Genomic DNA, 25,570 nt, shown 5'->3' on the forward strand with positions numbered 1-25,570 from the left:
CGGAACCCGACACGCTTGGAGGTCCGTTACCCACGATGACCGCGGCCTTCTCGGTTCGGGCGCATAATGGCGATATGCCCCAGTGCTGCGACGGGCCGAGCGGATCGTCTGACTAGCGCCCCACCCAGGCATTAGTTGGAGGCCTCTCACCAGGGGTTTTGCGCGTACCGCCGCCGCCCTGAGCACCTCATGGTCTGGCGGCGCAACATGCCGTCACCCGAGAAGGAGGCGGTATGGCTGTTCCATCTGGAGGGCCGGCTCGCGGGCCCCTGAGTGTCGACCTGGAGCCGATACGTCTGGTGGATGCAGACGGGTCACCCACCGGCGAGACCCGCTACAGCCGCGATCTGCCTCACGAGACGTTGTCCTGGCTTTACGAGTCCATGGTCGTCACCCGCGATCTGGACACGGAATTCATCAACCTGCAACGCCAGGGTGAGCTGGCGTTGTACGCCTCGTGTCGTGGCCAGGAGGCCGCGCAGATCGGGGCGACGGCCTGCCTGCGCAAGACCGACTGGCTGTTCCCGCAGTACCGGGAGATCGGCGCGTTCCTGCTGCGCGGGATCACCCCGGGCCAGATGGGCGCGGTGTGGCGGGGCAAGTGGCACGGTGGCCTGGAGTTCACCAATCGCTGCGTCGCCCCGATCGCGATTCCGATCGGCACCCAAGGGTTGCATGCGGTCGGCGCGGCGATGGGCGCCCAACGTCTCGGCGAGGATTCGGTGACCGTCGCTTTTCTCGGTGACGGCGCGACCAGCGAGGGCGACGCACACGAAGCGCTCAACCTGGCTGCGGTGTTCAAGGCGCCGTGTGTGTTCTTCGTGCAGAACAACCAGTGGGCGATCTCGGTGCCGGTCAGCAGGCAGCAGGCCGGCCCGTCGATCGCGCACCGGGCCCCCGGCTACGGCATGCCGGGTATCCGCGTCGACGGCAACGACGTGCTGGCCTGCTACGCGGTGATGGCCGAGGCGGCCGAACGGGCCCGTCTGGGCGGCGGTCCCACGCTGATCGAGGCCGTCACCTACCGGATCGGCCCCCACACCACCTCCGACGATCCCACCCGCTATCGGTCGGCCGCCGAGCTCGACGACTGGCTGGCCCGGGATCCGATCGCGCGCTACCGCACCTACCTCCAGACCATCGGTGTCCTCGATGACCGTCTGGACCAACGGGTGGGGGCGCGGTCACACCGGCTGCGCACCGAGTTGCGCGACGCGATCGTCGGGGCCGCCGATGCCGATCCGGCTGAGCTGTTCGACACCGTGTATGCCGAGATCACCCCGGATCTGGCACGCCAACGCGATCAGTTGTTGGCCGAACTGGCGAAGGAGGCGTGAGACGCATGACTCAGATCATCGATCGTCCTGCCGCTCAGGGTGATTCGCCGGAGCCGTGGGAGCCTGCCCTGACTCCGCTCCAGATGCCCCCGTCGTCGGGGTCCATGCCGATGGCCACCGAACTGACGATGGTCGCCGCCATCAACCGGGCGTTGCGCGACGCGATGGCCGCCGACGAGCACGTGCTGGTGTTCGGTGAGGACGTGGCCACCCTCGGCGGAGTTTTCCGGGTCACCGAGGGGCTGGCCGAAACCTTCGGTGCAGACCGTTGCTTCGACACTCCGCTGGCCGAGTCGGCGATCATCGGTATCTCCATCGGTCTGGCCATGCGCGGTTTCGTCCCGGTTCCGGAGCTGCAGTTCGACGGATTCAGCTATCCGGCCTTCGACCAGATCGCCAGCCACCTGGCGAAGTACCACATGCGCACCCGCGGCGACGTGAACATGCCGGTGACGGTGCGTATTCCGTCCTTCGGCGGTATCGGCGCGGTCGAGCATCACTCGGAGTCCACCGAGTCGTACTGGCTCCATACCGCCGGCCTCAAGGTGGTTGTGCCGTCGACCCCGTCGGATGCTTACTGGCTGCTGCGGTATGCGATCAGCAGCCCCGATCCGGTGATCTTCCTGGAACCCAAGCGGCGCTACTGGGCCCGGGAGCTTGTCGATATGAACGCACCGGCGCCGCCGATCGGCCGGGCCGCGGTGCGGCGCAACGGTACCGATGTCACGGTCATCACGTATGGGGGGCTGGTGGGCACTGCGCTCAATGCCGGCGACCTGGCCGCCGATCGGGGCTGGAGCCTCGAGGTCGTCGATCTGCGCTCGCTCAATCCGCTCGACTTCGACACCGTCGCGGCCTCGGTGCGCCGCACCGGGCGTGCCGTCGTAATGCACGAGGGGCCTCGGACCCTGGGTTTCGGGGCCGAACTCGCCGCCCGGGTCTCCGAGGAGTGTTTCTACGACCTCGAGGCACCCGTGTTGCGCGCCACGGGATTTGACACGCCGTACCCGCCGGCCCGGCTGGAGAAGACGTGGCTGCCCGGCGTCGACCGTTTGCTCGACTGCGTCGAGCGTGCGCTGGGACAGCCGTGAACCGGGAGTTCCTGGTCCCTGATCTCGGCGAGGGTCTGCAGGACGCCACCATCACCAGCTGGAGTGTCGCGGTGGGCGACACGGTCGAGCTCAATCAGACGCTGTGCACCGTGGAGACCAACAAGGCCGAGGTGGAGATCCCCAGCCCGTTCTCCGGCCAGGTGCTCGAACTCGGCGGCGCAGCAGGGGACACCTTGACCGTCGGGTCGCTGCTGGTCCGGATCGACGCCCGTGAGTCGGCAGACCTGCCGGCCGATACCACGAAAAATGGTGCGACAGCGCGTAGATCGGTGCTGGTCGGATACGGTGCCGACGACAGCATGGATGCCAGTAGACGCACGCAGACGCCGGGCAGCCCGCGGGCACGTGCGAAACCGCCGGTGCGGAAGCTGGCGGCCGACCTGCACGTGGACCTCGACGCGCTTGCTCCCGGATCCGGGCCCGAGGGAATCGTCACCCGTGACGACGTGCTGGCCGCCGCGGGCAGTTCGGAGATTCTCGATGTCCGTGGTGTCCAGGCGGCTATGGCACGGCGGATGTCTCTGTCCCACAAGGAAATACCCGATGCTCAGGCACGCATCGATGTCGACTGCACCGCATTGTTGGGGCTGCGCGACCGAATCCGGGCTGCTGACGCGGAGTTACCGGTCACGCCGTTCGTACTCACGCTGCGGCTACTGGTGCTGGCGCTGGGACGGCATCCGCTGCTGAACTCCACGTGGCTCGAAACCGCGGAAGGCGCTCAGATTCACCGGCATCCGGCCATACATCTGGGCTTCGGGGTGGCCGCACCGCGCGGCCTGTTGGTTCCCGTGGTCCGTGACGCGCACGAGATGACGACGCGGCAGTTGACCGAGGCGGTGGCGGGTCTGGTGGAGCAGGCCAGGGCCGGAACACTCAGCCCGGCGGAGATGAGCGGATCGACGTTCACCGTGTCGAACTTCGGTGCGCTCGGCCTGGACGAGGGTGTGCCGGTGATCAATTATCCGGAGGCGGCGATTCTGGGCATGGGCTCGATCAAACCGCGCCCGATCGTCGTCGACGGGGCGGTGGTGGCCCGCCCGACCATGTCGCTGACCTGTGCCTTCGACCATCGCGTCGTCGACGGCGCGCAGGCCGCCGCGTTCCTGGGCGACCTGCGCACACTGCTCGAGGCGCCCGAGCTGGTTCTGGTAGACCTGTAGCTACTTGCGCTTGGCGGCAGCCAAACGCGCTGCGAACTCAGGGGATTCGATGGAGCGGGCCTGCGGACCGAGTTCGATGTCAACGGCGGTCCCATGCTGGTCGGTGTCCAGGGTTCCCGGATTGGCGGTGGCCCGCATCGATGCCTTCGTGGCGATCACCACGTCACGGGGAGCGGTGGCCGGGCCCGCAGCGAGCATGCGAGCGGCCTCCACCGGGTCCTCGGCGATCGACAGGGCCAGACCGTGGCGCACCGCGGACTCGGCGTCGAAACGCATGCCGAACAACAGTGCCGCCCGGGCCACCTGTGGGCCGACGCCTCGCTGCAGCATCCAGGTGGCACCGCCGCCGGGATGGATACCCAGCTTCTGGAACCGTGGATCGAACAGCGCGCCCGGACCGGCGATCCGCACATCGGCGGCCAACGCCAGATTCAGGCCCGCACCCACCGCGGCGCCGTTGACCGCGGCGATCGTCGGCAGCGCGCAGTCCGCCACCGCCAGGAACCCGTCGTAGATCTTGCGCAGTCCGTCCTCGGTGGCTTCGCCGAGAGCGGTCAGATCCGCGCCGGCGCAGAACGCCTTGCCTGCACCCGTGACGATCACGGCGTGTACGTCGGGGTTGGCCTCGGCGGCCTCGACCGCGGCGCGCAGGGCCGCCGACATCTCGAACGTCACTGCATTGCGACGATCCGGGTCGTTGACGGTGATGACTGCGATGTGATCGTCGACGCTGACCAACACTGAATCGGACACGTTGTCACCCTAACCTCCGTGCGCATCGCCCCGGGAGCATCACCCTCGGGTGGTGACCTCGAATGTTCGCCGAAACGTCAGCCGCGTCGCCCGGAAAAGTGGCCCTTGGCAGCGAGGTCGTTGATCGTGTCGGCCGCCGATCGGGTGCCTGCCAGTCCATTTCGCCGGACGGGCCCGCAGGAGTTGTCGTTCGCCAGAGCGAATTACGCGCGTGTCACGAATTCGAGCCCTCGTCCGGGCATTGCACATCCACGTAGACGGTTACTTCCGACTTGGGCAGGGCCGGAGACCCGCGGTTGGGGTTGTGGATCGAATTGACCCGGCACAGCGACAACGACAACGTGCTCTTGCCGCCGACCCAGTTGACCGCCACGTTGTACCCCTCGGCATTCAGCGCCGAGATGGTCTCGTCGGCTCGTTGACTGCCGGGGGTCGGATCCGCGACGGCCGATGCCGCACCCGCGACCGCGATGGCCGGCGCGATCGCGGCCACGCAGGCGACAGTCGAATTTCGTACTCGTGTCAGCATCGTGATCCTCCTGGCGGTCGGATCTCATGCTGCTGCTCCCACCAGTAGCCCCGACCGTTACCGGTCAGTGTATTCCAGGTGTACGAAAGGTTAACGGAAAGTTACTGGAATCACGCACCGGCAGTTGCCAGGTGTCTGGCTGATCGGGGAGTGGTGCGGGTCCGATAGCAATCGGGCAGCATCCGGAACTACCGGATGCTGCCCGAATGTCTTACGGAGTAGGTGGTGCGGGAACAGGCGCCGCTGCCGGATCCGGAAGATTCTCACCGAGCCCCTGCGGAATATTTGTTCCGGGCGGGGGAGCGGTGCCCGGAAGTGGTTCACCGAGTTGCTCTTTGGGGAGCTGGCCGAGCATTGCGCCCCGCAGGTTCCCGTTGCGGTACAGACTGTGCATCTGGCGCATCCAGTCGAGTCCGGAGATATCCGCGTTCTCCTGGCCCGGTGCGACGCCGACCTCGGTGCCGCGCCCCGGTGCCGACGGTTTCTCGTTCTGCGGGAAGAAGTTTCCGTTGTTGAACGCTCTGAGGTTGGGCGCCTCGGTCGGTGGTGGCCCACCTGGTGCCGACGGAGCCGCGTACTGACCCAGAAGTGCGCCTGGACTCATGTCGACCCCGTTCGGGACACCGAGTCTGCCGGGTGCCGTATCGGTACCGGTCTGTCCCAGAACCGACAACCCGTTCGGGCCGAGCGGTGCGCCCATCAGGGGCACTTCAGGTCCGGGCGGCGGAGGCGGTTCCGGGGCCGGTGCGGCGACCGCAGGTGGGCCTGGAACCTCCGGCGGTGGCGGGTCGGCAGCGGCGGTTGCCGAGCAGGCAACCGCCGCGCCGACCGCGAACAGCCCGACTGCGGCGAGGTTGGCCATCGCGTTCTTGATCGTGGATGTCCCGTCGGAGTTCTCGCTCATGCCTTCGTGTTTCGCCTTCACAACATCCCGTCAGACCGACTTGGTGACGCCGTAGTAGGCGACCACGTCGTCGGTGTCGGTGGTGGAGCTGGTGAGGGTCGCATACGAGCGCAGGAAGGACTGGCCGACGCAGCCGTCGACCTTGATGTGGACGTCTTTGAGGGTGACGCGCACCGGGGCGGCCTTGAACGACTTCTTGTTCACCGAAACGTTGGTGACCGTGCCGGGCTTGGGGTGGACCTCCACCGTGCCCGAAATGGGCATGCTTACACCGGTCGGGATGATTCCGGCGAGCGTGGAGCCAGAGGTGCTCAGACCGATCGACCCGATCAGGCGGACCTGTCCCAGTTCGATACCGCAGCCGATCTGGTAGCCGGTGTCCAGCGTGCCACCGGTCAGGGAGGTAGATCCGCCGCCGGTGACGGTGGCGGTGAACGTGGCCCCCACCATGTACTCACGCGATGACGCAGCGGTGGTCAGCGGTGCGACCGGCAGCTGGCTCTCGTCTTTCGCCGAAACCGTGAGCTTCCAGCCGTCGGGGGTGGTGACGACACCCGGCTCGGCGGATGCGACGAGCCCGTTGTCCGGCGGAGGTCCGTCATCGACAGGCTGCACGGCCGGATCTGCGGGCGGCGGCGGGTCGGCCGACGCGAGGGGCGCCAGCGCTACCTGGGCCAACAGGCACACAGCGGCCAAGGTGGCGAAGCGATTCAACATGCGGGAACTTGTACCTCTCATGGGTTTCGGGTCCGAGGGATCGGCGTGGTGATCAGAGCGGATCATGGTCGATGTCGTTTCTGCGCCGGGGTCAGACGGCCTTGGTGACGCCGAGGTAGGTGACGACGTCGTCGGTGTTATCGGTCGAGCTGGTCAGGGTCGCGTAGGTGCGGATGAACGACTGACCCGCACACTGATCGAACTTGATCCGCACACCGGTGATGGTCACGCGGGTACCGGTGCCCTTGAACGACTTCTTGTCGATCGGGACGATGGTGACCGTGCCCGGTTTGAGATAGACCTTGCCCTGCAAGCTGACACCGGTACCCAGGCTGGCATCGCCTGCGGAGCCGGTGAACGGAATCTTGATGCCCGGGGTGAAACTCATACCTGGGTTGATCTCGGTTTCGTCGGTGATGATGCCGCAGCCGATCTGGGAGCCGGCCTCCAGCGTGCCACCGGTCAGCTTGGTCGTGCCGCCGCCGGAGACTTTGCCGGTGAAGGTGCCGCCGACGAGGTATTCGCGTGAGGACACCGCGGTGGTCAGCGGTGCGACCGGCAGCAGGGTCTCGTTGGAGCCGGCCACGGTCACGTGCCAGCCGTCGGGGGTGTCCAGGACTCCGGGAGGCGAGGACGGCACCGCGCCGGTATCCGGTGGGGGCGGAGCCGGCGCGGCGGCCGCAACGGGAGCGGCAGGGTCCGGCGGCGGGGGATCCGCGTATGCAAGGGGCGCAATCGCTACAGGGGTCAACATGCAGACTGCAGCCAGCGGGGCAAAACGACTGAACATGCGTGAACTTGCGCCTCTCGTGGTTCTGGACCCTGTCGTTCTGCGGCGCGCCGTTGTCGCCAGAAGTGAAAGGGCCCAATGAATCTGTCGCGACGAATCATGAACCGGTCGCGTTTCGGTTCGGTGAACAATGCCCCAACATCTGCCGCCACGTTTGCATCCAGCTGGGCATCGCGAAGCTGTGAATTAGCTGGCAAATAGCTTGTGCTGCACTGTATTTCATACATATCGACTGGTGACGTCGGGGCGGCGATCAATGGACGACCCACCGTGGGAACGGGTTGGCCGCATGTTCACCTTTCGGACATGTGGACCCCTGACCGTGAGGGGCATCCGGGGGGAATACAGATGCGTCGATGAGATGCGGATGTCAACCGTGGCGCTCGGCGCCGAACTGCTACCGACTGACGGAGGAATCGATGAGGTCGTCTCAGGTGTACGAGCGAGGGCTTGCATCGCTGATCGTTGCCCTCGGCATCGGTTTCGCTGCCGTGCCCACGGCATTCGCCGAACCAGATGACGGGGCCGCTGCTCCGGGACCGGCGGCAGGCCCGATGCCCGTGCCGGTCGCGACCACGGATGACCATGGAGTGCCGGCGGTTACGGCCTGCTCGACGTTCGCCAACGCTCTCGATTCGGCGTCGACCTTCTACGGCGATTTCGCGGATTCCATTGAAGGGGTGGATCGTCCCGATTACGGCGATCCGGCCATCAGCACCACGAATACCAGTGGGCGGACCGCATTGCGCGACGCTGCCGCGTCGGCGATGAACGCTGCCGGCATACCTGGGCTCTCGCCGGACATCGCCAACCCGATACGGTCATGGTCCTTCGGTGCTACCAAGCTGCTCCTGAAGATGGGGCTGCACAGGGGCGGCCAATCGCTCAATGACACGGCCACCCAACTCAACAACGATGCCACCAACGCGCAAATGGCTTGCGCCGCAGCCGGTACCCACGCCTGACGGTGGGCTTGACCACCATGTGTGCGGTGAACCGCGCCGGCAGTAGAGGAATGCCGTGATCCGGCTCGCGATTTCGCTACTCATGCTCGTCCTGTCGGCAGCCGGCTGTGCAGGCAACGGCGACAAAGCCCAGGACCCGCCGAAAGAGGTGCCCAAGTCGGCCCTCGAGGGGCTGCTGCTCACCACCGACGAGGTCGATACCGTGATGGGGACCGACGGGATGGTGGCGCGTAAGCCGGTCACCGAGATGAATGATCACCGCAACCTGTTGCCCAACCTGAACTGCCTGGGTGCCTGGCAGGTCGACGAGTCCGCCATCTACGGGGATCGCTGGACGGCGATGCGCCAGGTGCTGCTGCGCACGCCGGACGATGACAACTGGGACAACCTGCTGGTGCAGTCGGTGGTGATCTTACCGTCGACGCAGGACGCCACCGACTTCGTGAGCCAATCCGCCGACCGCTGGTCCAAGTGCACCAACCACCACGTGAACATCACGCTCAACGGTGAACCGCTGCCCAAGTGGACGAGCGGCGACCTCACCAAGACCGACTCCGAGCTCACTCTGCCCTTCACCCGTGTCAACGGGGCTCAGACCCGGGCGTGCCAGCGTGCGCTGGCGGTGGCCGCCAATCTCGTCATGGACATCCAGGCGTGTAAGCCGGCCGGTTCATCGGTAACCCAGGCCGCCGATGTGGTGGACCAGATCAAGGCTGCGATGCCACGGTGACCGATGCTCGTGACCAAGCAGAAGGTAGTCTGAGCATGCAGCTGGTTTGTCGGTGCGGGCCTTGGCCCACGCCGACATCGAGCGTCGCAGGCTGATCAAGATGCGGCGTGAGAGGGAACCCGGTGAGAATCCGGGACTGTCCCGCAGCGGTATGCAGGAACGACCGCCGTCATCAGCACTGGCACGCAGGGATCTGCGGCTGGGAAGCGACGGCCAGTAGGTGCACGGGTTGCCGTGCGTGCCTGTGAGTCCGAAGACCTGCCAGCCGTACCGGGCGCGCCGCGCCCGGTGGTTCATCGCCTCGCGGAATGGGCAGTGGCCGAAAGCCGTTCACCCGTGGCGGGTGGCTGCCTTCGGTTCGACGTCTCCTGGCGGTGGCCATCCCCCGCACGTTGAAGGACGTCGTCATGAGCACATCCGCAGTACCGTTCACCGCAACCATCCTGGGTTCTCCCCGCATCGGCCCCAACCGTGAACTCAAGCGCGCCGTCGAGAAGTACTGGGCTGGTCGTATCGACCGTGCCGAACTCGAAGCCGTGGCGGCACAGCTGCGCCGGGACACCTGGGAGTCGCTCGTCGCGGCCGGACTGGATTCGGTCCCGGTCAACACCTTCTCCTACTACGACCAGATGCTCGATACCGCGGTTCTGGTCGGTGCGCTGCCGACCCGGGTGACTGGGATCGCCGATGATCTCGACCGGTACTTCGCTGCGGCCCGCGGCAACGACGAAGTTGCGCCCCTGGAGATGACCAAGTGGTTCGACACCAACTACCACTACCTCGTGCCGGAGTTCGGCCCCGACACATCGTTCTCGCTCAACCCGGCCAAGGTGCTGGGTGAGCTGGAAGAGGCTCGCGCACAGGGGGTTCCGGCCCGGCCGGTAATCATCGGACCCGTCACGTTCCTGGCCTTGTCGAAGGCGGTCGATGGTGCGGGTGCGCCCGTCTCGCGGCTCGACGAACTCGTCGATGTCTACGCTGAACTCCTGAAAGTGCTGGCCGACAAGGGCGTCGAGTGGGTCCAGATCGACGAGCCGGTGTTGGTGACCGACATCGTCGACAACGCTGCCGAGCTGGCCGAGAGGACGTACTCGCGGCTCGGCGCTCTGACCATGCGGCCGGCCGTTCTCGTCGCGACCTACTTCGGCGAGCTGACCGATGCGCTCCCGGCTCTGGCCCGGACCGCGGTCGAGGCTATCGGTGTCGATTTGGTGGCCGGCTCCGCTGCTGCCCTGGCCGCGGTCCCGGAGCTGAAGGACAAGCTTCTGGTTGCCGGGGTGGTCGACGGCCGCAACGTCTGGCGTACCGACCTGGAGCGGGCTCTGGGCTCGCTGGACACGTTGCGGGGGAGCGCGGGAGCGGTGGCAGTGTCGACGTCATGCTCGACGCTGCATGTGCCCTACATCCTTGACGCTGAGCCGGATATCGATGCGGCGCTGCGGAGTTGGCTGGCGTTCGGATTCGAGAAGGTCACCGAAGTGGTGGCCTTGGCGCGTGGCCTAGGACAGGGGCGAGACGCGATCTCGGCCGAGATCGCGACATCCAACGCTGCCATCGCGTCGCGCACGTCCGATCTGCGGCTGAACAACGGCCAGGTCCGGGCGCGGATCTCGGCGATCGTCGCCTCCGGAGCCAAGCGTGGACCGGCCGATCAGCGTCGCATCGCTCAGCAGGAGCGGTTGAAGCTGCCCGCCTTGCCCACGACCACGATCGGGTCCTACCCGCAGACCTCGGCCATTCGCGTCGCCCGCGCCGACCTGCGGACCGGCACGATCGACGCGGCCGAGTACCAGCGGCGGATGAAGGCCGAGATCGCCGACGTCATCGCTTTGCAGGAACAGCTAGGGCTCGATGTGCTGGTACACGGCGAGCCCGAGCGAAATGACATGGTGCAGTACTTCGCCGAGCAACTCGACGGGTTCTTCGCCACGCAGAACGGCTGGGTTCAGTCCTACGGCAGCCGGTGCGTACGCCCGCCGATTCTGTACGGCGACGTGGCCCGGCCGAACCCGATGACGGTGGAGTGGATCACCTACGCGCAGTCCCTGACCGACAAGCCGGTGAAGGGCATGTTGACCGGCCCGGTCACCATCCTGGCCTGGTCGTTCGTTCGTGACGACCAGCCGTTGGCCGAGACCGCCGCACAGGTGGCGCTGGCGATCCGCGACGAGACGGTCGATCTGCAGTCGGCGGGCATATCGATCATCCAGGTCGATGAGCCGGCACTGCGTGAGTTGCTGCCGCTTCGCTCGAAAGATAAAGCGGCATACCTGAACTGGGCGGTGGATGCATTCCGGTTGTCGACGTCGGGCGTTGCCGATTCCACGCAGATCCACACCCACCTGTGCTACTCCGAGTTCGGTGAGGTGATCGGTGCGATCGCGGACCTGGACGCGGATGTCACCTCGATCGAGGCGGCCCGGTCACACATGGAGGTGCTCGGTGACCTCAACGCCGCCGGTTTCTCCAACAGCGTCGGGCCGGGTGTCTACGACATCCACTCGCCGCGGGTGCCCGGCGTCGCGGAGATCGCGACGTCGTTGCGCGAGGCGCTCGAGGCTGTTCCCGCCGAACGGCTCTGGGTCAATCCGGATTGCGGACTCAAGACACGTAGCACGGATGAAGTGAGGGAGTCGCTGAGGAATCTGGTTGCCGCGACCGCGAAGGTGCGCGCCGGCTGACGGTCAGCCCGTGGCGGTCTGGCCCGCCTGCAACGACCACCTGTTCGCCAACGGCGTCACCTGTGGTGCAGCACGTTCGTTCGGCTACCCGAACTCGATGACGTTGGTCGGTGCGCGGAATCGCTCGAGCGAGCGGGACCGGTAGGCCAATGCCGCGGCGCGGGACAGGACCTTGCCCCGGCCGGCCGGCATCGCAAGCTCGTACACCGCGCGAACGCCCGGGATAGCGCGCAGCTCGTGATACCGGTCGGCGGTGAATGAGAAAGGCATCGGCGGCGCGGTGTAGTCCTTGCTGAGCCTGATGCCGTGCCGCTGCGAGTACCAGCTCAGGAATCGTGGGACGCTGTCGAAGATCAGCTGGCCCTCGGGGAACCTGTCGGCGCAGGCGGCAATGAGATCGAACACCGCGTCACGCTCCAGGTATTGGAACAATCCCTCGGCAGTGATGAGCACGCCGTCGGCGGGGTCCACCTGATCCATCCAGGAGCTGTCCAGCGCGGACTGCGCCAGGTGGCGGAGTCGGTCGGAGTCCGGTAGCAGTTCCTGACGCAGCTGCACGACCGGCTCCAGATCGACAGAGAGCCAATTTATTTCACCGTTGTCCAGGCGCCAGAAGCTGGTCTGCAGGCCCTCGGCCAGAGCGACCACAGTGGCGCGCGGTCGCATCTGCAAGTAGCGGCGAGTGGCATTGTCGAATGCCAGCGCGCGCAGGGCGGTGGCCTGGTGGGTCCGGCCGAAATGCTCGTAGTCGTAGCCGAGGCTGTCACGCAGCGTGATCGCCATCGGGTCCTCGATGATGCCGTCGGGCCGAACCGCCTCGGTCGCTCTCTGATGCAGTGTCAGTAGTGCGGTTTCTGAGATCGCGGTCAGGTGACGAGCGTCGATGACTGGCATGTGCCGACCGTACCTGCCGGCGGATTTTGCGGTATGCCCGCGCTGCGGTGTCGAGAGTCGTTGCCCCGGTTGACAGATGATCGCGACATCTCGGGAACTTTCTGCGGGTCGTAGCCGACAAGTTCGACGACAAGGTTCAGGCGAGGAGGTGACGACGTGACTGCCCCGGTGTGGTTGGCGGTGCCTCCAGAGGTGCATTCGGCGTTGTTGACCGCCGGACCTGGTCCCGGCTCACTGCTTGCTGCTGCCGCCCAGTGGCAGGAGCTGAGCATGCAATACCGCACGGTCGCAGCTGAACTCACCCAGATCTTGGCCGGGGTACAGGTCGGCAGCTGGGAAGGGCCCAGCGCCACGCAGTATGTGGCTGCCCACGGCCCTTACCTGGCGTGGCTCGAGCAGGCCTCTGCCGACAGCGCCGTCACCGCCGCGCAGCATGAGACGGTCGCCGCTGCGTACAGCGGCGCCCTGGCGACCATGCCTACCCTGGTGGAACTTGCTGCCAACCACGTCAGCCACGGCGTTCTGCTGGCCACCAACTTCTTCGGCCTCAACACCATCCCCATCGCGCTCAATGAAGCCGATTACGTGCGGATGTGGTTGCAGGCGGCCGAATCGATGGGCACCTACCAAGCGGTCGCGGCGAGCGCGTACTCGGCGGTTCCGTCGACCCCGCCTGCCCCGTCGATCCTGCACCCGGGCGGGGAAGGTCGCAGTGAGCAGCAGACCGCGTCGAGTTCAAGGTCGGGTGACCAGCCGCTGAACGACATCTGGCGGCTGATCTCGCAGCTCATCTCGGGGGCGGGCAATCCCCAACAACTCCTCGAGACGTTTCAACAGTTCTTCGGGCAATTGGGATTCAACCCGGCCGAGGCCGCCATCCTCGCCGCCATCGCGCTGGTTCTCTACGACATGCTCTGGTATCCCTACTACGCCTCGTATTCGCTGCTGCTGCTGCCGTTCTTCGCACCCGCTCTCAGTGCTCTCAGCGCCCTGAGCGCGCTCGCGCTGCTGCAGAACACACTGCCACCCCCTGGTGTCTCGGTTGCGCCTCTCGAGGTCGACAACGGCCAACGCGACACCGCGACCGTGGACGCCGGCGCGACATCGGGCCCGTCCGGGGTGTCCAGCGCAGTTCCGCAGACGAGTAGTTCAGGGCCCAGTGTGCCCACCACCAGCAGTGCAGCCAGCTCGGCAACGTCAGCGTTCGCCGGTTACCTGGTGCCGGGTTGGGATCCGCCCGCAGTGGCATCGGGACCGAGATCGGGCGCGAAATCCCCGGACGGAATGGCAGATCTCCTCACCACCGTCGCCGCGGCGAGAGCGGCCGCGACCGCACGTAACCGTCGCAAACAGGCCGGTCGGAAACGGGATCGTGCCCGGAGCTACCGGTACGAGTTCTTGGCCGCCACCGAGGCGGCGGATGCGTCCGACCCCGGCCGGCCTTCGTCCCCGTCGTCGGGCGACAACGGGGCGACCACCCTCGGTTTCTCTGGTGCCGTTCCGGTCGCGACGACTGCATCTGCCGCCGGGATGGTCCGGCATGCGCGTGGCAGCGCCGGAGAATCCGTCCCCATGCTTCCCGCCACCTGGAGCGGTGATTCAGATCGGACCCGCGAATAGCAGGAACTTTCAAGCGGTTTGATTCGACCAATTCGATAGTCACACCACCGGCGCTGAGCGGTGCCGAACGAGGAGAAGAGTTGACGCTGAATGTGTTGGGCGAGGGGCTCGGGGCGCACGTCACGGGAATCGACCCCAAGAATCTCGATGGCATCACCAGGGACGAGATCCGGGAGATCGTCTATCAGAACAAGCTGGTGATTCTGAAAGATGTTCATCCGACGCCCGAGGAATTCCTCCGGCTGGGCCGCATCGTCGGTGACGTCGTCACGTACTACGAACCGATCTACCACCACAAGGACCACCCGGAGATCTTCGTCTCCTCGACAGAGCAGGGTCACGGCGTCCCGAGGACAGGTGCGTTCTGGCACATCGACTACATGTTCATGCCCGAACCGTTCGCGTTCTCGATGGTGGTGCCACTGGCGGTGCCCGGGAGTGACCGCGGGACCTACTTCATCGACCTCAACAAGGTGTGGGAGTCCCTGCCCGACACCATGCGCGACCCGGTGCGTGGCACATTCGCCACCCATGATCCTCGGCGCCACATCAAGATTCGCCCGCACGATGTGTACTCGCCGATCGGCGAGGTATGGGATGAGATCTCCAGGACCACGCCTCCGATCACCTGGCCGACGGTGATCAGACACCCCAGGACCGGGCAGGAGATTCTCTACATCTGCGCCTCGGGCACCACAAAGATCGAGGATCAGCACGGACATGCCTTGGACCCCGCCGTGCTGCAGGAACTCATGGCTGCCACCGGACAACTCGATCCGGATTTCACCTCGCCTTTTATTCACACCCAGCACTACGAGGTCGGCGATGTTGTGTTGTGGGACAACCGGGTTCTGATGCACCGGGCGAAACACGGCACCACGCCAGGCACATTGACAACTCATCGGCTGACCATGTTGGACGGCCTCACAACACCGGGATATGGGGTATGAGCATGAGCACCGCTGAAACACTGTCTGTGGTCACGAGCGGGCACCACGTCGCCCACATGGCGCCGATCCCCGAGGATCTCCTGGTCAAGGTGTTGGAACCCTACTCCTACAAAGGGTGCCGCTACCTTCTCGACGCGGAGTACGAGGCCACCGAGACATCGGTAGCCGCTGTCGGGAACTTCAGCATCAAAGAGCCCGCATACATTCGGGACACCGGCCACTTCAACGCCGCCGAGTGGGTGCTGTGCTTCAACCAACTCGCCTACAGTGCGTTCGCGCCGGCAATCCTCAACGAGGTGATACCCGAATTTCGGGGCTGGTCGATCGAGGACTACTTCAACTACCAGCTTCCCAGCATGTTGATCAAGACCACCGCTTCACGGTTCCGGCGTCCGATCAAATCCCAGAAATTCTCGGCACGGTTGCTGTGCAAAGACTTCGAAGTTGTCGATCGGACGATTCGTTATCTCAAGATTCCGTGTGCGGTCGAATTCTGGGATGAGGACGGCGGTGCCGCATCCGGCGAAGTCGAGCTGGCAGCACTCAACATCCCCTGACATCGGCACGAGAGCGGCATGACTATGACACCCCCACCAGCGACGGTGCTGGAACGCATCGTTGAGCGGGCGCGACAACGTCCTGAGGCGATCGCCCTCCGTCGCTGCGACGGCACCAGTGCGATTCGCTACGGGGCTCTCCTGGTCGAAGTGGACAGGCTGGCAGCCGATCTCGCCTCACGATCGGTCACTTCGGGAAGTCGTGTGTTCGTCGTCTCCGACAACGGCCCCGAAACTTACCTGGCGGTGCTGGCCTGCGCGAGGATCGGCGCCATCGCAGTCATGGTGGACGGCGGGATGCCCCTGGCGACCATTGACCGGTTCGGCGAGATCACCTCACCCGGTGCGATTCTGATCGCGCCGGGCTGCCGACTGCAAACCGCGGATCTCGGCTCGCTGCGGTCGATCCCTGCCTTGGACGTCAACATCATCGCCGGAACGGCTGACCGCGCCGGCGATCCGGCCTCGGATCCCTTGCCCGGCATCCCCAATGGTGGAGCAGACCACCCGCTGGCCATGATCTTCACCAGCGGGACTACCGGCACGCCGAAGGCGGTACTGCTGCCCAACCGGACCTTCTACTCCGTTGCCGACATTCTGCAGCGCGAGCAGTTGAGCTGGGTTGACTGGATCGTCGGCGAAACCACGTACTCGCCACTGCCTGCGGCGCACATCGGTGGACTGTGGTGGATCCTCAACTGCCTGATGCAGGGCGGATTGTGCATCACCGGCGGCGAGAACACTTCGTCCATCGCCGAGATCCTCAGCGTCAACGAGGTCGCGACAACGTGCCTGGTTCCTACGCTGCTGACCCGGTTGGTGTCCGAACTGCGGTCCACCGGAAAGCCGGTTCCGCCGTCGCTACGCATGGTGGGTTATGGCGGATCCCGCGCAGTCGCCTCCGACGTCAGTGTCGTCGAGGCTGCGGGGGTCCACACCGCGCAGGTCTACGGGCTCAGCGAAACAGGTTGCACCGCCTTGTGTCTTCCCACCGATGATGGATCGATCGCCAGGATCGAAGCCGGGGCGGTCGGGCGACCCTATCCCGGCGTGGAAGTTCACCTGGATGGTGACGGCAGCGGACCGCCGACTCGGTCCACCTCCGGTTCGGCATCCTCGGGCACGCTGTGGATCAAGTCGCCGGCGAGCATGCTGGGGTATTGGGGAGACCCCGACCGGACTGCGGAAGTTCTGGTTGACGGGTGGGTGAACACCGGCGACCTTCTCGACCGCCATGACGACGGATTCTTCTATATCAGGGGCCGGTCGTCAGAGATGTTCATCTCCGGGGGCGTCAACATCGCGCCCGACGAGGTCGATCGGATCGCCGAGGGAGTCGACGGCGTCAAGGAGGCAGCCTGCTACGAGATCCCCGACGAGGAGTTCGGTGCGCTGGTGGGTCTGGCCGTGGTCGCGTCGACGACGCTGGATGAGTCAGCAGCCCGGAAGCTCAAACACGCGGTTGCGGCACGCTTTCGGCGGGAGTGCGAGCCGATGGCCAGACCGTCGACTATCAGGCTCGTGCAGGAGATTCCACGAACACAGTCCGGCAAGATCGTACGGGCGTCGCTGGGCGTGACGGCCGGTGGATGACCAACTGAGGGGCAGGGTCCTCGCTGCCCTCTCGGAAGTGCTGTACGTCGATGAATCAGATCTCGTCGACGGCGACGCGACCGATCTGAGAGATCTCGGGCTGGACTCGGTTCGATTCGTGCTGCTGATCAAGCAACTCGGTATCGACCGGGACTCGGATGTCCCGCGGCGTCTGGCGGACAACCTGTCGATCGCCGGCTGGGTCCGGGAGTTGGGGCAGCCGGGTGAACCTGTCTGAAGGTCCTTATGCGCAACGTATTCCGCTGAGCCGGTCACAGCAGAACATCTACCACGGTGTGTTGCAGGACCAGGATCCGTACCTGTACCTGATCGGGAGGCGCTACCGGTTCCAGCCGATACCACAGACGGAATTCCTGACCGCGCTGCGGAAGACCATCGTCGCCAGCCCCGTTCAGCTCTGTGTTCTGGCGGAGCCCGCGGATGCCGGCCGATACCCCGACCTGGTGCCCCGCCTGGACGTCGATGACATCGTGCAGGTGTCCGGCGGTGACGGAAGCGCGACGCTGACCCACGAGTGGGGATCGGGCATTCTCGCAAAACCGCTGGTGCGCTATAGCATCCACCTCGACGCCGACGGCCTGGTGCATCGTCTCGACGCTCAAGCGCACCACATCCTGCTCGATGGGGGAGCGATCGGCATCATCGAAGCCCACCTGGGGCGCTTCCTTGCCGGTGGCGGCCCGGCCGCCGGTGCTTGTGTCCGTGTCGGCCTGACTGACGTTGTCACCGCACACCGCCGGGAGGCGAGCCGCGTCGATGAATCACTCGAGCGACTCACCGATGTTGTGCGGCAAGAGCTCACGGCGGCCGCCGGGGAGGGTGGGCTTCGAGATGGCGCCGACGCTCCGGCAACGGCGGTCAGGGGAGTACTCACCGAATCCGCGGTGATCTCCGGAGAGGCCTACCGCGAGATTCTCAATGTGGCTGACCGTGAGAACATCCCGCTCAACGTGCTCGTCGCGGCGGCGGCAACGGCGGTGGACGCGAGCATTCGACACACCACCGACAACCTTCTGGTGCACGCGGTGGACAACCGCTTCGGGGACCCTGACCTTGATGCCGCGACGTGCCTGGTCAACTCGGTGGCGCAACCCGTTCAGTTCCCGGCATCTGCGTCGGTGGCTGACGTGGTGCGCACGCTGGATCGGGGTTACGTCAAAGCCGTGCGGCGCCGCTGGCTGCGCGAAGAGCACTACCGCCGAATGTATCTGGCGATCAATCGGACCACCTCGGCGGCAACTTTGACGCTCAATTTTCTGCCTGAGCCCTGTGCACCTGAGCTGTCACCATTCTTGGTCGACGCACCGGAGACGATGCATATCGGACCGGTCGAGGGCATGACCGTGGCAGCGATCCTCGACGAGCGGCGACATACACTCACCCTCAACATATGGAACCGATCTGATGCACTACGGCAGACCACCGTTGTGGCGGAACGGATCTCGACCGCACTGAAGTCCATGGCGACGATGTGGGATCTGCCCGTGGCGATGACCGTCGATGAGTGGTGCGAGGTCGCCGAAGACGGGACACCGTGCCGGGTTGCACCGGCGGGTGTGCTCAGCGATCTGCCGCCACCCGCGTGGTTTCTGGATCGACCCGCGATCGTCGACGAATGGCGTCAGCGTCGTCCCGACATCGACTGCTGGATCTCCTGGTTGCTCCAGATCCACGCCGAGCCAGGTGATGTACTGGTTTTCACAGACGACGGCACCGACACGACCATCGATTTCCTGCTCGCGTGTCACCTGGCCGGGTGCGGCTACAGCGTCTGCGACAGCAAGGATCAGCGGCGAGCGCGGGCCGAACGGATCAGCGAGTACGGCAACGGCATCTCAGCGCGTATCGTCGATGTCGACCTGGCGACCATCCCGCAACGCCTCGACGAGGACCACCGCCGTCAGGTGAAGGATCGCATCGACGAGGCGACAACCGACCCGCACCTCGCCACCAGGACCGCCTACGTCATGCCCACCTCCGGGTCGACCGGGGAGCCCAAACTCGTTCAGGTCAGCCACGGTTCGCTGGCGGTGTTCTGTGCCGGGGTGACTCGGGCGTACGGCTGGGGGCCGGACGACACCATCCTCCAATGTGCACCGCTGACCTCCGATATCAGCGTCGAAGAAATCTTCGGTGCGGCTCGCAGCGGAGCGGCGATCGTTCGTTCAGCGGCTCTGAAAGCTGGTGATCTGCACGCATTTACCAGCGATCTGGTCGCGGTCGGGGCCACCATCGTCGATCTGCCCACCGCGGTGTGGCAGCTGTGGTGTGACGACGTCGACGCAATGTTGATGATCGGTGAATCCGGACTGCGGCAGGTCGTGATCGGCGGTGAACCGGTGCGCTCCATCGCCGTCGACAAGTGGATCGGTACCGCCGGCGCCGGGAACATCTCACTGGTGTCGACCTACGGCCCGACAGAAGCCACGGTCGTGGTGACCTACTTGCCGATCATCGAGGGCGGGCAGGTGGTCGAGCACGATGCGCGCCGTCGACTGGGACGACCGCTCGTTCCGAACACGGTGGTGATCGCCTTCGGCGAAGTCGTGGTAGTGGGGCCGATGGTGGCCGACGGCTATCTCGGCATGGACAGCACCAGTTTCGGAGTGGTCACCACTCCCGACGGCCGGCAGCACCCCGCATTTGCGACCGCCGACCGGGTGGTGATCGACGGTGCCGGGTATCCGATGTTCGCGGGCCGGAGGGACGCGATCGTCAAGATCTCGGGCAGGCGCGTCGACACCGCCGAGATCACCCGACGCATCGGGGCGGACCTTGCGGTGGTCGATGTCGCCGTCGAGCTTCACAACGGTGGGCTAGGGGTCTGGTTCGCGACGCAGCGGACCCGCGACGGTGACCAAGATCTCGCTGCGGCAGCACGTATCAGGAGCGTGCTGATCGATTCTCGGGTGGCGTCGTTCTCCGTGCACAGCGTCGCAACCATTCCACGAAAGCCCGGCGGGAAGATCGACCCGGCAAGGCTTCCGCCATCTGCCCCGTCCGGACCAGGAGGCCACGCTGACGAAACCGGAGAGGTGGCGGCCGGCCTCGCCACCCTGTGGAGTGCCCGCCTCGGCAGGCCGATCACGCCGCAGGCGTCGCTCTTGCGGGAAGGCATCGGGTCGCTCGACCTCGTGCGGATCCTGCCCGATACGCGCAGGCATCTCGGTCGACAGGTTTCGATTCTCGACCTGATCTCTGCGGATACCGCGGCGAACCTGGTGGACGACATGTCGATCGCAGACACCTGGATGGACACCAGCACCGCTGCCGAGATCGAACGTGACTTCGCCGCAGTGTCGACGCGGCGCGCCCGTGCGGTGTCGAACCCGCGGCGATCCTCCGCCCGTGGCGTAGCGCCCGTCCTGGTGGTGGGCGCCTCCGGAATTCTGGGCACCGGATTCGCCGAGGCGATTCTGGACCTGACCCGATCGGGCACACCCCGTCCCGACCTGGTGCTGGCCATGAGGTCAGTCCCGCCCGACAACCGGGTCTGGACGGAGCTTCGGCACACACCGGGCGTGCGGATTGAACGCCTCGTCCCCGGTTTCGGTCCGGGCGACGTGGAGGCCCTGATCCGCGAGACCGGCACCGGGACCCTCGTCAACTGCATCGGGAACACCAAGGTCGTCGTTCCGTACCGCGAACTCCGCTCGGCCAACGTGGAATTGGTGGCGAGCATGGCCGAGTCGTGCGTGTCTTCGAGTGCCCGACTGGTGCATCTGTCGACGTACGTCGTCAATGCGGACGTCGACGCGCCACAGGTGGTCGACCCGCGTCACGCTCCGTACCCGTACGCAGCCGCCAAGGCACTCGCGGAACTGGCAGTGGCCGGGGCCGGCCGAGACCTCGACTTCACCATCGTGCGTTTGCCCCGGATCCTGGGGACACCTGAACAGGTGCGCGGGTCCACCGACATCCTGGTGTCCGTTGCCGATGCCTGCCATGCCCTACAGGCCTATCCGGCCGTCGAGTTGATCGAGCAGGTGACGACCGGCCGCGCTGCGGCGGAGAGCATTCTTCGCAGGTTGCCGGAGTTCGGTGGACCGGAGGAGCTCGGATCGGGGATCGACGTGCTGCGCGGGCAGGCGCTCGCGTACCGGGAATTGCTGGGCACGGTTGCCTCCGCAGCGGTCGACAGTCACGAATGGAAGCGCCGGCTGGACGAAAGTGATTGGGCGAAAGCCAATCCGCGGCGCTGGTCGGTGATCGACGCGTGGATCGGCCTGGGCTCACAGCTCGGTGGACGCTCGTACGCGGATTACCTGGCCGCGTACCCGGCCGTCCCGCTCGGGATCCGATCTATCGGCGAGCTCGTGGCGACGCCGCCGCCGGTGCGGGCCCTGCTCGCCCACGGATATTCGGGAACTCAACACCCGTGCCCAACGACCTATCAACCAGACTCCGTTAGACAGTGAGGGATGACAGTGACAGACGTGACCGCACACCGTACCGAGACATCAGGTACCCGGCAGATCCGACTCGACGTGACCGGAATGTCCTGCGGTGCATGCTCGCGCCGGGTCGAGAACACACTCAACAAGATCGACGGAGTACACGCTTCGGTGGCCATCTCGACGAAGATCGCGACCATCGATGCCCGCCCCGACATCAGTGTCGCCGACCTCTGCGATGCCGTTGAACAGGCCGGCTACCACGCCGAAGAGCGCACCGCCGTCGACGACAACGCGGAATCGGTAGCCGACGGCGCGCCGCAGAAACGCTCCTTGGTGGCGAGGGCCATCCGCTGGGTGACCGTCGGGCACATGGGCGGCTGAGTCGACTGACCTAGCCGGTCAGATCGTCCCGTTCGGCCGCCGCGATCAGGTCCTCGCGGGCCCGTGCCACCCGTGAACGAATCGTGCCGACGGGGCAGCCACACACCTCCGCGGCTTCCGCATAGGACAGGCCGAGGACCTGCGTCAGTAGGAGAGCATGCCGACGGTCGGGGTCCAGTCCGTCCAACAGGAGGCGGATCTCGACCATCTTCTCGAACCCGCCGACCGGGCGGTAACTCTCGAGGACCTGTTCGACATCTACCCCGTGGTGGGTGCGCGGTCGGCTCTGCTTGTGCCGAATCTGGTCGACGACCACGCGCCGAGCGATCGACAGCAGCCAGGTTCGGGCCGATGAACGGCCGCTGAACCGGGGCAGTGCGGTGATGGCGCGAAGGAACGTCTCTTGCGTCAGGTCGTCGGCCGACCCGGAGTCGCCGAGGTACGCGACGGTTCGCCAGACATCGGTCTGGGTGGCCCGGATGAACTGCTCGAGCGCCGCAGAATCTCCGCGGCCGGCGGCGAAAGCCAGCCGCGTAACCTGGTCCTGGTCGCGTTCGGTAGTCACAACCGTCGACATTATTCGATGAGGGCCGGGAACTCGGCATCGGGCCGGACCGACTAGATATCTGGTGACGTATGTCGCTGACGTAGGCCACCGATGTGGTGAGTGAGCAATTGGGAGTGGTGGTGACAACAGCAACTGTCCCCGACAACGAGGTGGCCCAGCGCATTGCGCTGGACGTCACAGGAATGTCGTGTGGGGCCTGCGCTGCACGCGTGGAAAACAAACTCAACAAGGTCGACGGCGTGCGCGCGTCAGTGAACTTCGCCACTCGCGTCGCCACTGTCGAGGCCACCGCGGACATCGGCGTCGAGCAACTGTGTGCGGTCATCGAACGGGCCGGCTATCAGGCCGCCCCGCGGGTCGAGCGCTCCACGATGGACGTCGACCCCGATGCTGACCACGCCCGCAGCCTGCTCCGACGCCTCGCCGTGGCCGCTGTGTTGTTCATCCCCCTCGCCGATCTGTCGGTGATGTTTGCTGTGGTGCCTGACACCCGGTTCACCGGGTGGCAGTGGGTGCTCACCGCGTTGGCTGCACCGATCGTGACGTGGGCCGCATGGCCGTTCCACCGCAGCGCGCTGCGCAATGCCCGGCACGGAACCTCCACCATGGAGACGTTGATCTCCATCGGTGTCACCGCGGCCACCGTGTGGTCGATGTACACGATCTTCTTCGACCACCAGACCTACCACGCTGCGGGTGTGTGGCAGGCGTTACTCGGCAGCGACGCGATCTACCTCGAGGTTGCGGCGGGCGTAACAGTTTTCGTACTCGCGGGCCGTTACTTCGAGGCCCGGGCCCGTTCGCGGGCCGGGGGAGCGCTGCGGGCGCTTGCGGCGCTCGGCGCCAAGTCGGTGACGGTGTTGCTTGCCGACGGCGGAGAGCTCGTGCTGCCCGCCGACGAACTCAAAGAGGGCCAGCGTTTCGTCGTGCGTCCCGGTGAAGCCATCGCCGCCGACGGCCTTGTGGTGTCCGGGGCGGCGGCCGTCGATGTCAGCGCGATGACCGGGGAGTCGAAACCGGTACAGACTCAGGAAGGTTCGAGCGTCGTGGGTGGCACCGTGGTGCTCGACGGCCGGCTGATCGTCGAGGCTGCCGCGGTCGGACCCGACACCCGGTTCGCCGGGATGGTCCGTCTGGTGGAGCAGGCGCAGGCGCAGAAGGCCGATGCGCAGAGACTGGCCGACCGTATCGCCGCGGTGTTCGTGCCGTGTGTGCTCGTGATCGCGGCGGTCACCGCCATGGGTTGGCTGCTGGTCGATGGCGACGTCAACCGAGCGGTATCGGCCGCCCTGGCCGTCCTGGTGATCGCCTGCCCTTGCGCGCTGGGGCTCGCGACCCCGACCGCGATGATGGTCGCATCGGGCCGCGGCGCTCAGCTGGGGATCTTCCTCAAAGGGCACCGCGCCTTGGAGGCGATTCGCGCCGTCGACACGGTTGTGTTCGACAAGACCGGCACCCTGACCACCGGGCAGCCCCAGGTCATCACGGTTGTCGCGGCGCAGGGATGGAGCGAGGACGAGGTCCTCGCACTTGCGGCAGCGGTTGAGTCGGCGTCCGAGCATCCGGTGGCCCATGCGATCGTCACCGCGTGCGCGGAACGTGACGTCGCCGCGGTGGAGGACTTCCACGCGTTCGCCGGCCACGGTGTGGCGGGTTCCGTGGACGGCGTGACCATCGTCGTCGGGCGTCCGGCCTGGGTCACCCGGGACCGGGTGGTGCCTGCCAACCTCGCGGCTGCCCGCCGGGTGGGCGAGTCGCAAGGCCAGACAGTCGTATTCGTCGCCTCCGGCGACACTGTCTGCGGTGCCGTCTGCGTCGCCGACGCCGTCAAGGACTCGGCCGCCGGTGCCATCTCCCAACTCCACGCCGAGGGCATGAAAACCATGCTGCTGACGGGCGACAATGCCGCGACCGCCGCTGCGATCGGCGCAGCGGTGGGCATCGACGACGTGGTCGCCGAGGTGTTGCCCGAGGACAAGGTCGGCGTGATCGAGAAGTTGCGCGACCAGGGCCGGGTGGTGGCGATGGTCGGCGACGGGATCAACGACGGCCCCGCGTTGGCCTGTGCTGACCTGGGCCTGGCCATCGGGCGGGGAACCGACGTGGCCATCGGCGCGGCCGACATCATTCTCGTGCGCGACAACCTCGATTCGGTGCCGCAGGCGTTGGGCCTGGCCCGGGCCACGATGCGGACCATCAGGGTCAACATGATCTGGGCCTTCGGGTACAACATCGCGGCCATCCCGATCGCCGCCGCGGGGCTGCTGAACCCGTTGATCGCCGGTGCGGCGATGGCGGTGTCGTCTTTCCTGGTGGTCTCGAACAGCCTGCGGTTACGCAATTTCGGTACGGTGCAACCGAATACGTTCAGGGATGCTCAGTTGCCGGCGGCGCGCATATCCGGCTGAGATGAGGCCAACGGGGCCAGGCACACACCCAGCCAGCCGACGGTCAGTGCCGCAACGGTGAGTGTGCCCAGTGCCGCCGGAATCCAGGAAGCGGTATGTGCGGTGTGATGCCACCAGAACGCCCCGGCGCCGACCACGGTGGCGAGTGCTGACGCACACGTCGCCATACAGCACCATCGAAATCGGCGACGCAGCAGAGCGAATACCGATGCCGATGCCGCGAAAGCGAAGAGCGAAAAGGCCACCAGCGATATCCACTGGCCGTTGCCGCTACCACTGGCAGGTGCCGCGCCGGTCGCTCGCAGCGTCAGGGCCAGCACCGCCAAGGCGGCGGCAAGCGCGGCCAGGGCGCGGGAGCGCGTGCCGCTGATCCAGACCTCTTCGAATACCCGGCGCTCGATCGCCCGCAGTTCGGTCTCGACCGTGGCGGTGTTCTGTCTCGATGTCATCGAGATACCTCGCTCATCAATGTATTTGACCGCCTGACCTCAATTTGAGGG

At 66.0% G+C, this 25,570-nt stretch carries 22 protein-coding genes and 1 riboswitch; of the genes, 14 read left to right on the forward strand and 8 right to left on the reverse strand.

What is annotated here, in order from left to right:
• Positions 1 to 233 precede the first annotated feature (233 nt).
• From pdhA to G6N44_RS26780, 3 genes are all read left to right on the forward strand, one after another.
• Positions 234 to 1,337, forward strand: a complete 1,104-nt coding sequence (gene pdhA / locus G6N44_RS26770) for a pyruvate dehydrogenase (acetyl-transferring) E1 component subunit alpha (protein WP_163669268.1) — start codon at positions 234 to 236, stop codon at positions 1,335 to 1,337.
• An 83-nt stretch (positions 1,338 to 1,420) separates the two neighbouring features.
• Entirely contained in the window at positions 1,421 to 2,428 is a 1,008-nt protein-coding gene (locus G6N44_RS26775; protein WP_235683137.1) for an alpha-ketoacid dehydrogenase subunit beta, read from the forward strand.
• A complete protein-coding gene (locus G6N44_RS26780; protein ID WP_163669272.1) occupies positions 2,425 to 3,612 on the forward strand; it encodes a dihydrolipoamide acetyltransferase family protein in 1,188 nt (395 codons plus the stop codon). The genes G6N44_RS26775 and G6N44_RS26780 overlap by 4 nt, the downstream gene beginning before the upstream one ends.
• Here the strand turns inward: G6N44_RS26780 and G6N44_RS26785 are convergent, their stop codons facing one another.
• The 5 genes from G6N44_RS26785 to G6N44_RS26805 all read right to left on the reverse strand — a co-directional run bounded on the left by G6N44_RS26785 (position 3,613) and on the right by G6N44_RS26805 (position 7,269).
• Complete coding sequence (locus G6N44_RS26785; protein ID WP_163669274.1) at positions 3,613 to 4,365, reverse strand: enoyl-CoA hydratase; 753 nt, start codon at positions 4,363 to 4,365, stop codon at positions 3,613 to 3,615.
• Positions 4,366 to 4,579: 214 nt separating this feature from the next.
• Positions 4,580 to 4,894 carry a hypothetical protein gene (locus G6N44_RS26790; protein WP_163669276.1) on the reverse strand — a complete coding sequence of 105 codons (315 nt, stop codon included), beginning with the start codon at positions 4,892 to 4,894 and terminating at the stop codon, positions 4,580 to 4,582.
• Between the two features lie 211 nt (positions 4,895 to 5,105).
• Positions 5,106 to 5,798 carry a hypothetical protein gene (locus G6N44_RS26795; RefSeq protein ID WP_163669278.1) on the reverse strand — a complete coding sequence of 231 codons (693 nt, stop codon included), beginning with the start codon at positions 5,796 to 5,798 and terminating at the stop codon, positions 5,106 to 5,108.
• Between the two features lie 30 nt (positions 5,799 to 5,828).
• The gene (locus tag G6N44_RS26800; protein WP_163669280.1) at positions 5,829 to 6,515 is read right to left on the reverse strand and encodes an MspA family porin; all 687 of its coding nucleotides are present in this window, start codon (positions 6,513 to 6,515) and stop codon (positions 5,829 to 5,831) included.
• Positions 6,516 to 6,606: 91 nt separating this feature from the next.
• Positions 6,607 to 7,269, reverse strand: a complete 663-nt coding sequence (locus G6N44_RS26805) for an MspA family porin (protein ID WP_235682888.1) — start codon at positions 7,267 to 7,269, stop codon at positions 6,607 to 6,609.
• A gap of 455 nt (positions 7,270 to 7,724) precedes the next feature.
• Here G6N44_RS26805 and G6N44_RS26810 point away from each other — a divergent pair, with 455 nt between their 5' ends.
• The 3 genes from G6N44_RS26810 to metE all read left to right on the forward strand — a co-directional run bounded on the left by G6N44_RS26810 (position 7,725) and on the right by metE (position 11,681).
• Positions 7,725 to 8,270, forward strand: coding sequence for an Rv2240c family protein (locus G6N44_RS26810; protein WP_163669284.1), 546 nt, complete (start codon positions 7,725 to 7,727; stop codon positions 8,268 to 8,270).
• Positions 8,271 to 8,325: 55 nt separating this feature from the next.
• Positions 8,326 to 9,000 carry a sensor domain-containing protein gene (locus G6N44_RS26815; protein WP_163669286.1) on the forward strand — a complete coding sequence of 225 codons (675 nt, stop codon included), beginning with the start codon at positions 8,326 to 8,328 and terminating at the stop codon, positions 8,998 to 9,000.
• 81 nt (positions 9,001 to 9,081) lie between these two features.
• A riboswitch (cobalamin riboswitch) is annotated at positions 9,082 to 9,262 on the forward strand.
• 145 nt (positions 9,263 to 9,407) lie between these two features.
• Positions 9,408 to 11,681, forward strand: a complete 2,274-nt coding sequence (gene metE, locus G6N44_RS26820) for a 5-methyltetrahydropteroyltriglutamate--homocysteine S-methyltransferase (protein ID WP_163669288.1) — start codon at positions 9,408 to 9,410, stop codon at positions 11,679 to 11,681.
• Positions 11,682 to 11,765: 84 nt separating this feature from the next.
• Here the strand turns inward: metE and G6N44_RS26825 are convergent, their stop codons facing one another.
• Complete coding sequence (locus tag G6N44_RS26825; protein ID WP_163669290.1) at positions 11,766 to 12,575, reverse strand: class I SAM-dependent methyltransferase; 810 nt, start codon at positions 12,573 to 12,575, stop codon at positions 11,766 to 11,768.
• A gap of 156 nt (positions 12,576 to 12,731) precedes the next feature.
• On the opposite strand from G6N44_RS26825, the gene G6N44_RS26830 reads away from it, so the two are divergent.
• The 7 genes from G6N44_RS26830 to G6N44_RS26860 all read left to right on the forward strand — a co-directional run bounded on the left by G6N44_RS26830 (position 12,732) and on the right by G6N44_RS26860 (position 22,094).
• Complete coding sequence (locus tag G6N44_RS26830) at positions 12,732 to 14,195, forward strand: PPE family protein (RefSeq protein ID WP_163669292.1); 1,464 nt, start codon at positions 12,732 to 12,734, stop codon at positions 14,193 to 14,195.
• Positions 14,196 to 14,275: 80 nt separating this feature from the next.
• Positions 14,276 to 15,145 carry a (3R)-3-[(carboxymethyl)amino]fatty acid oxygenase/decarboxylase gene (gene scoE, locus G6N44_RS26835; RefSeq protein WP_163669294.1) on the forward strand — a complete coding sequence of 290 codons (870 nt, stop codon included), beginning with the start codon at positions 14,276 to 14,278 and terminating at the stop codon, positions 15,143 to 15,145.
• A gap of 2 nt (positions 15,146 to 15,147) precedes the next feature.
• The gene (locus G6N44_RS26840) at positions 15,148 to 15,702 is read left to right on the forward strand and encodes an FcoT family thioesterase (protein ID WP_179964449.1); all 555 of its coding nucleotides are present in this window, start codon (positions 15,148 to 15,150) and stop codon (positions 15,700 to 15,702) included.
• An 18-nt stretch (positions 15,703 to 15,720) separates the two neighbouring features.
• Positions 15,721 to 17,295, forward strand: a complete 1,575-nt coding sequence (gene fadD10, locus G6N44_RS26845; RefSeq protein ID WP_372508234.1) for a fatty acid--CoA ligase FadD10 — start codon at positions 15,721 to 15,723, stop codon at positions 17,293 to 17,295.
• Positions 17,296 to 17,299: 4 nt separating this feature from the next.
• Positions 17,300 to 17,533, forward strand: coding sequence for an acyl carrier protein (locus G6N44_RS26850; RefSeq protein ID WP_163670407.1), 234 nt, complete (start codon positions 17,300 to 17,302; stop codon positions 17,531 to 17,533).
• Entirely contained in the window at positions 17,520 to 21,734 is a 4,215-nt protein-coding gene (locus G6N44_RS26855; protein ID WP_235682889.1) for an AMP-binding protein, read from the forward strand. Before G6N44_RS26850 ends, G6N44_RS26855 begins: the two co-directional genes overlap by 14 nt.
• Before the next feature lie 18 nt (positions 21,735 to 21,752).
• Positions 21,753 to 22,094, forward strand: coding sequence for a cation transporter (locus G6N44_RS26860; protein WP_235682890.1), 342 nt, complete (start codon positions 21,753 to 21,755; stop codon positions 22,092 to 22,094).
• Positions 22,095 to 22,104: 10 nt separating this feature from the next.
• Here the strand turns inward: G6N44_RS26860 and sigC are convergent, their stop codons facing one another.
• Positions 22,105 to 22,671 carry an RNA polymerase sigma factor SigC gene (sigC, locus tag G6N44_RS26865; RefSeq protein ID WP_163669298.1) on the reverse strand — a complete coding sequence of 189 codons (567 nt, stop codon included), beginning with the start codon at positions 22,669 to 22,671 and terminating at the stop codon, positions 22,105 to 22,107.
• A 110-nt stretch (positions 22,672 to 22,781) separates the two neighbouring features.
• Here sigC and G6N44_RS26870 point away from each other — a divergent pair, with 110 nt between their 5' ends.
• Positions 22,782 to 25,070: a heavy metal translocating P-type ATPase gene (locus tag G6N44_RS26870; protein ID WP_163669300.1), complete on the forward strand. Its 2,289-nt coding sequence runs from the start codon at positions 22,782 to 22,784 to the stop codon at positions 25,068 to 25,070.
• On the opposite strand, the gene G6N44_RS26875 is transcribed toward G6N44_RS26870, so the two are convergent.
• Complete coding sequence (locus G6N44_RS26875) at positions 25,040 to 25,519, reverse strand: hypothetical protein (RefSeq protein WP_163669301.1); 480 nt, start codon at positions 25,517 to 25,519, stop codon at positions 25,040 to 25,042. The two genes, G6N44_RS26870 and G6N44_RS26875, sit on opposite strands and share 31 nt — an antisense overlap.
• Positions 25,520 to 25,570 lie beyond the last annotated feature (51 nt).

The sequence above is a fragment of the Mycolicibacterium alvei genome (assembly GCF_010727325.1).
Classification (GTDB): domain Bacteria; phylum Actinomycetota; class Actinomycetes; order Mycobacteriales; family Mycobacteriaceae; genus Mycobacterium; species Mycobacterium alvei.

Coding starts and splice junctions, on each gene's coding strand:
- metE (WP_163669288.1), top strand. CDS start 9,408: ATGAGCACATCCGCAGTACCGTTCACCGCAACCATCCTGGGTTCTCCC.
- sigC (WP_163669298.1), bottom strand. CDS start 22,671: ATGTCGACGGTTGTGACTACCGAACGCGACCAGGACCAGGTTACGCGG.
- G6N44_RS26825 (WP_163669290.1), bottom strand. CDS start 12,575: ATGCCAGTCATCGACGCTCGTCACCTGACCGCGATCTCAGAAACCGCA.
- G6N44_RS26775 (WP_235683137.1), top strand. CDS start 1,421: ATGCCCCCGTCGTCGGGGTCCATGCCGATGGCCACCGAACTGACGATG.
- fadD10 (WP_372508234.1), top strand. CDS start 15,721: ATGACTATGACACCCCCACCAGCGACGGTGCTGGAACGCATCGTTGAG.
- G6N44_RS26875 (WP_163669301.1), bottom strand. CDS start 25,519: ATGACATCGAGACAGAACACCGCCACGGTCGAGACCGAACTGCGGGCG.
- G6N44_RS26800 (WP_163669280.1), bottom strand. CDS start 6,515: ATGTTGAATCGCTTCGCCACCTTGGCCGCTGTGTGCCTGTTGGCCCAG.
- G6N44_RS26840 (WP_179964449.1), top strand. CDS start 15,148: ATGAGCACCGCTGAAACACTGTCTGTGGTCACGAGCGGGCACCACGTC.
- pdhA (WP_163669268.1), top strand. CDS start 234: ATGGCTGTTCCATCTGGAGGGCCGGCTCGCGGGCCCCTGAGTGTCGAC.
- G6N44_RS26805 (WP_235682888.1), bottom strand. CDS start 7,269: ATGTTGACCCCTGTAGCGATTGCGCCCCTTGCATACGCGGATCCCCCG.
- G6N44_RS26795 (WP_163669278.1), bottom strand. CDS start 5,798: ATGAGCGAGAACTCCGACGGGACATCCACGATCAAGAACGCGATGGCC.
- G6N44_RS26810 (WP_163669284.1), top strand. CDS start 7,725: ATGAGGTCGTCTCAGGTGTACGAGCGAGGGCTTGCATCGCTGATCGTT.
- G6N44_RS26790 (WP_163669276.1), bottom strand. CDS start 4,894: ATGCTGACACGAGTACGAAATTCGACTGTCGCCTGCGTGGCCGCGATC.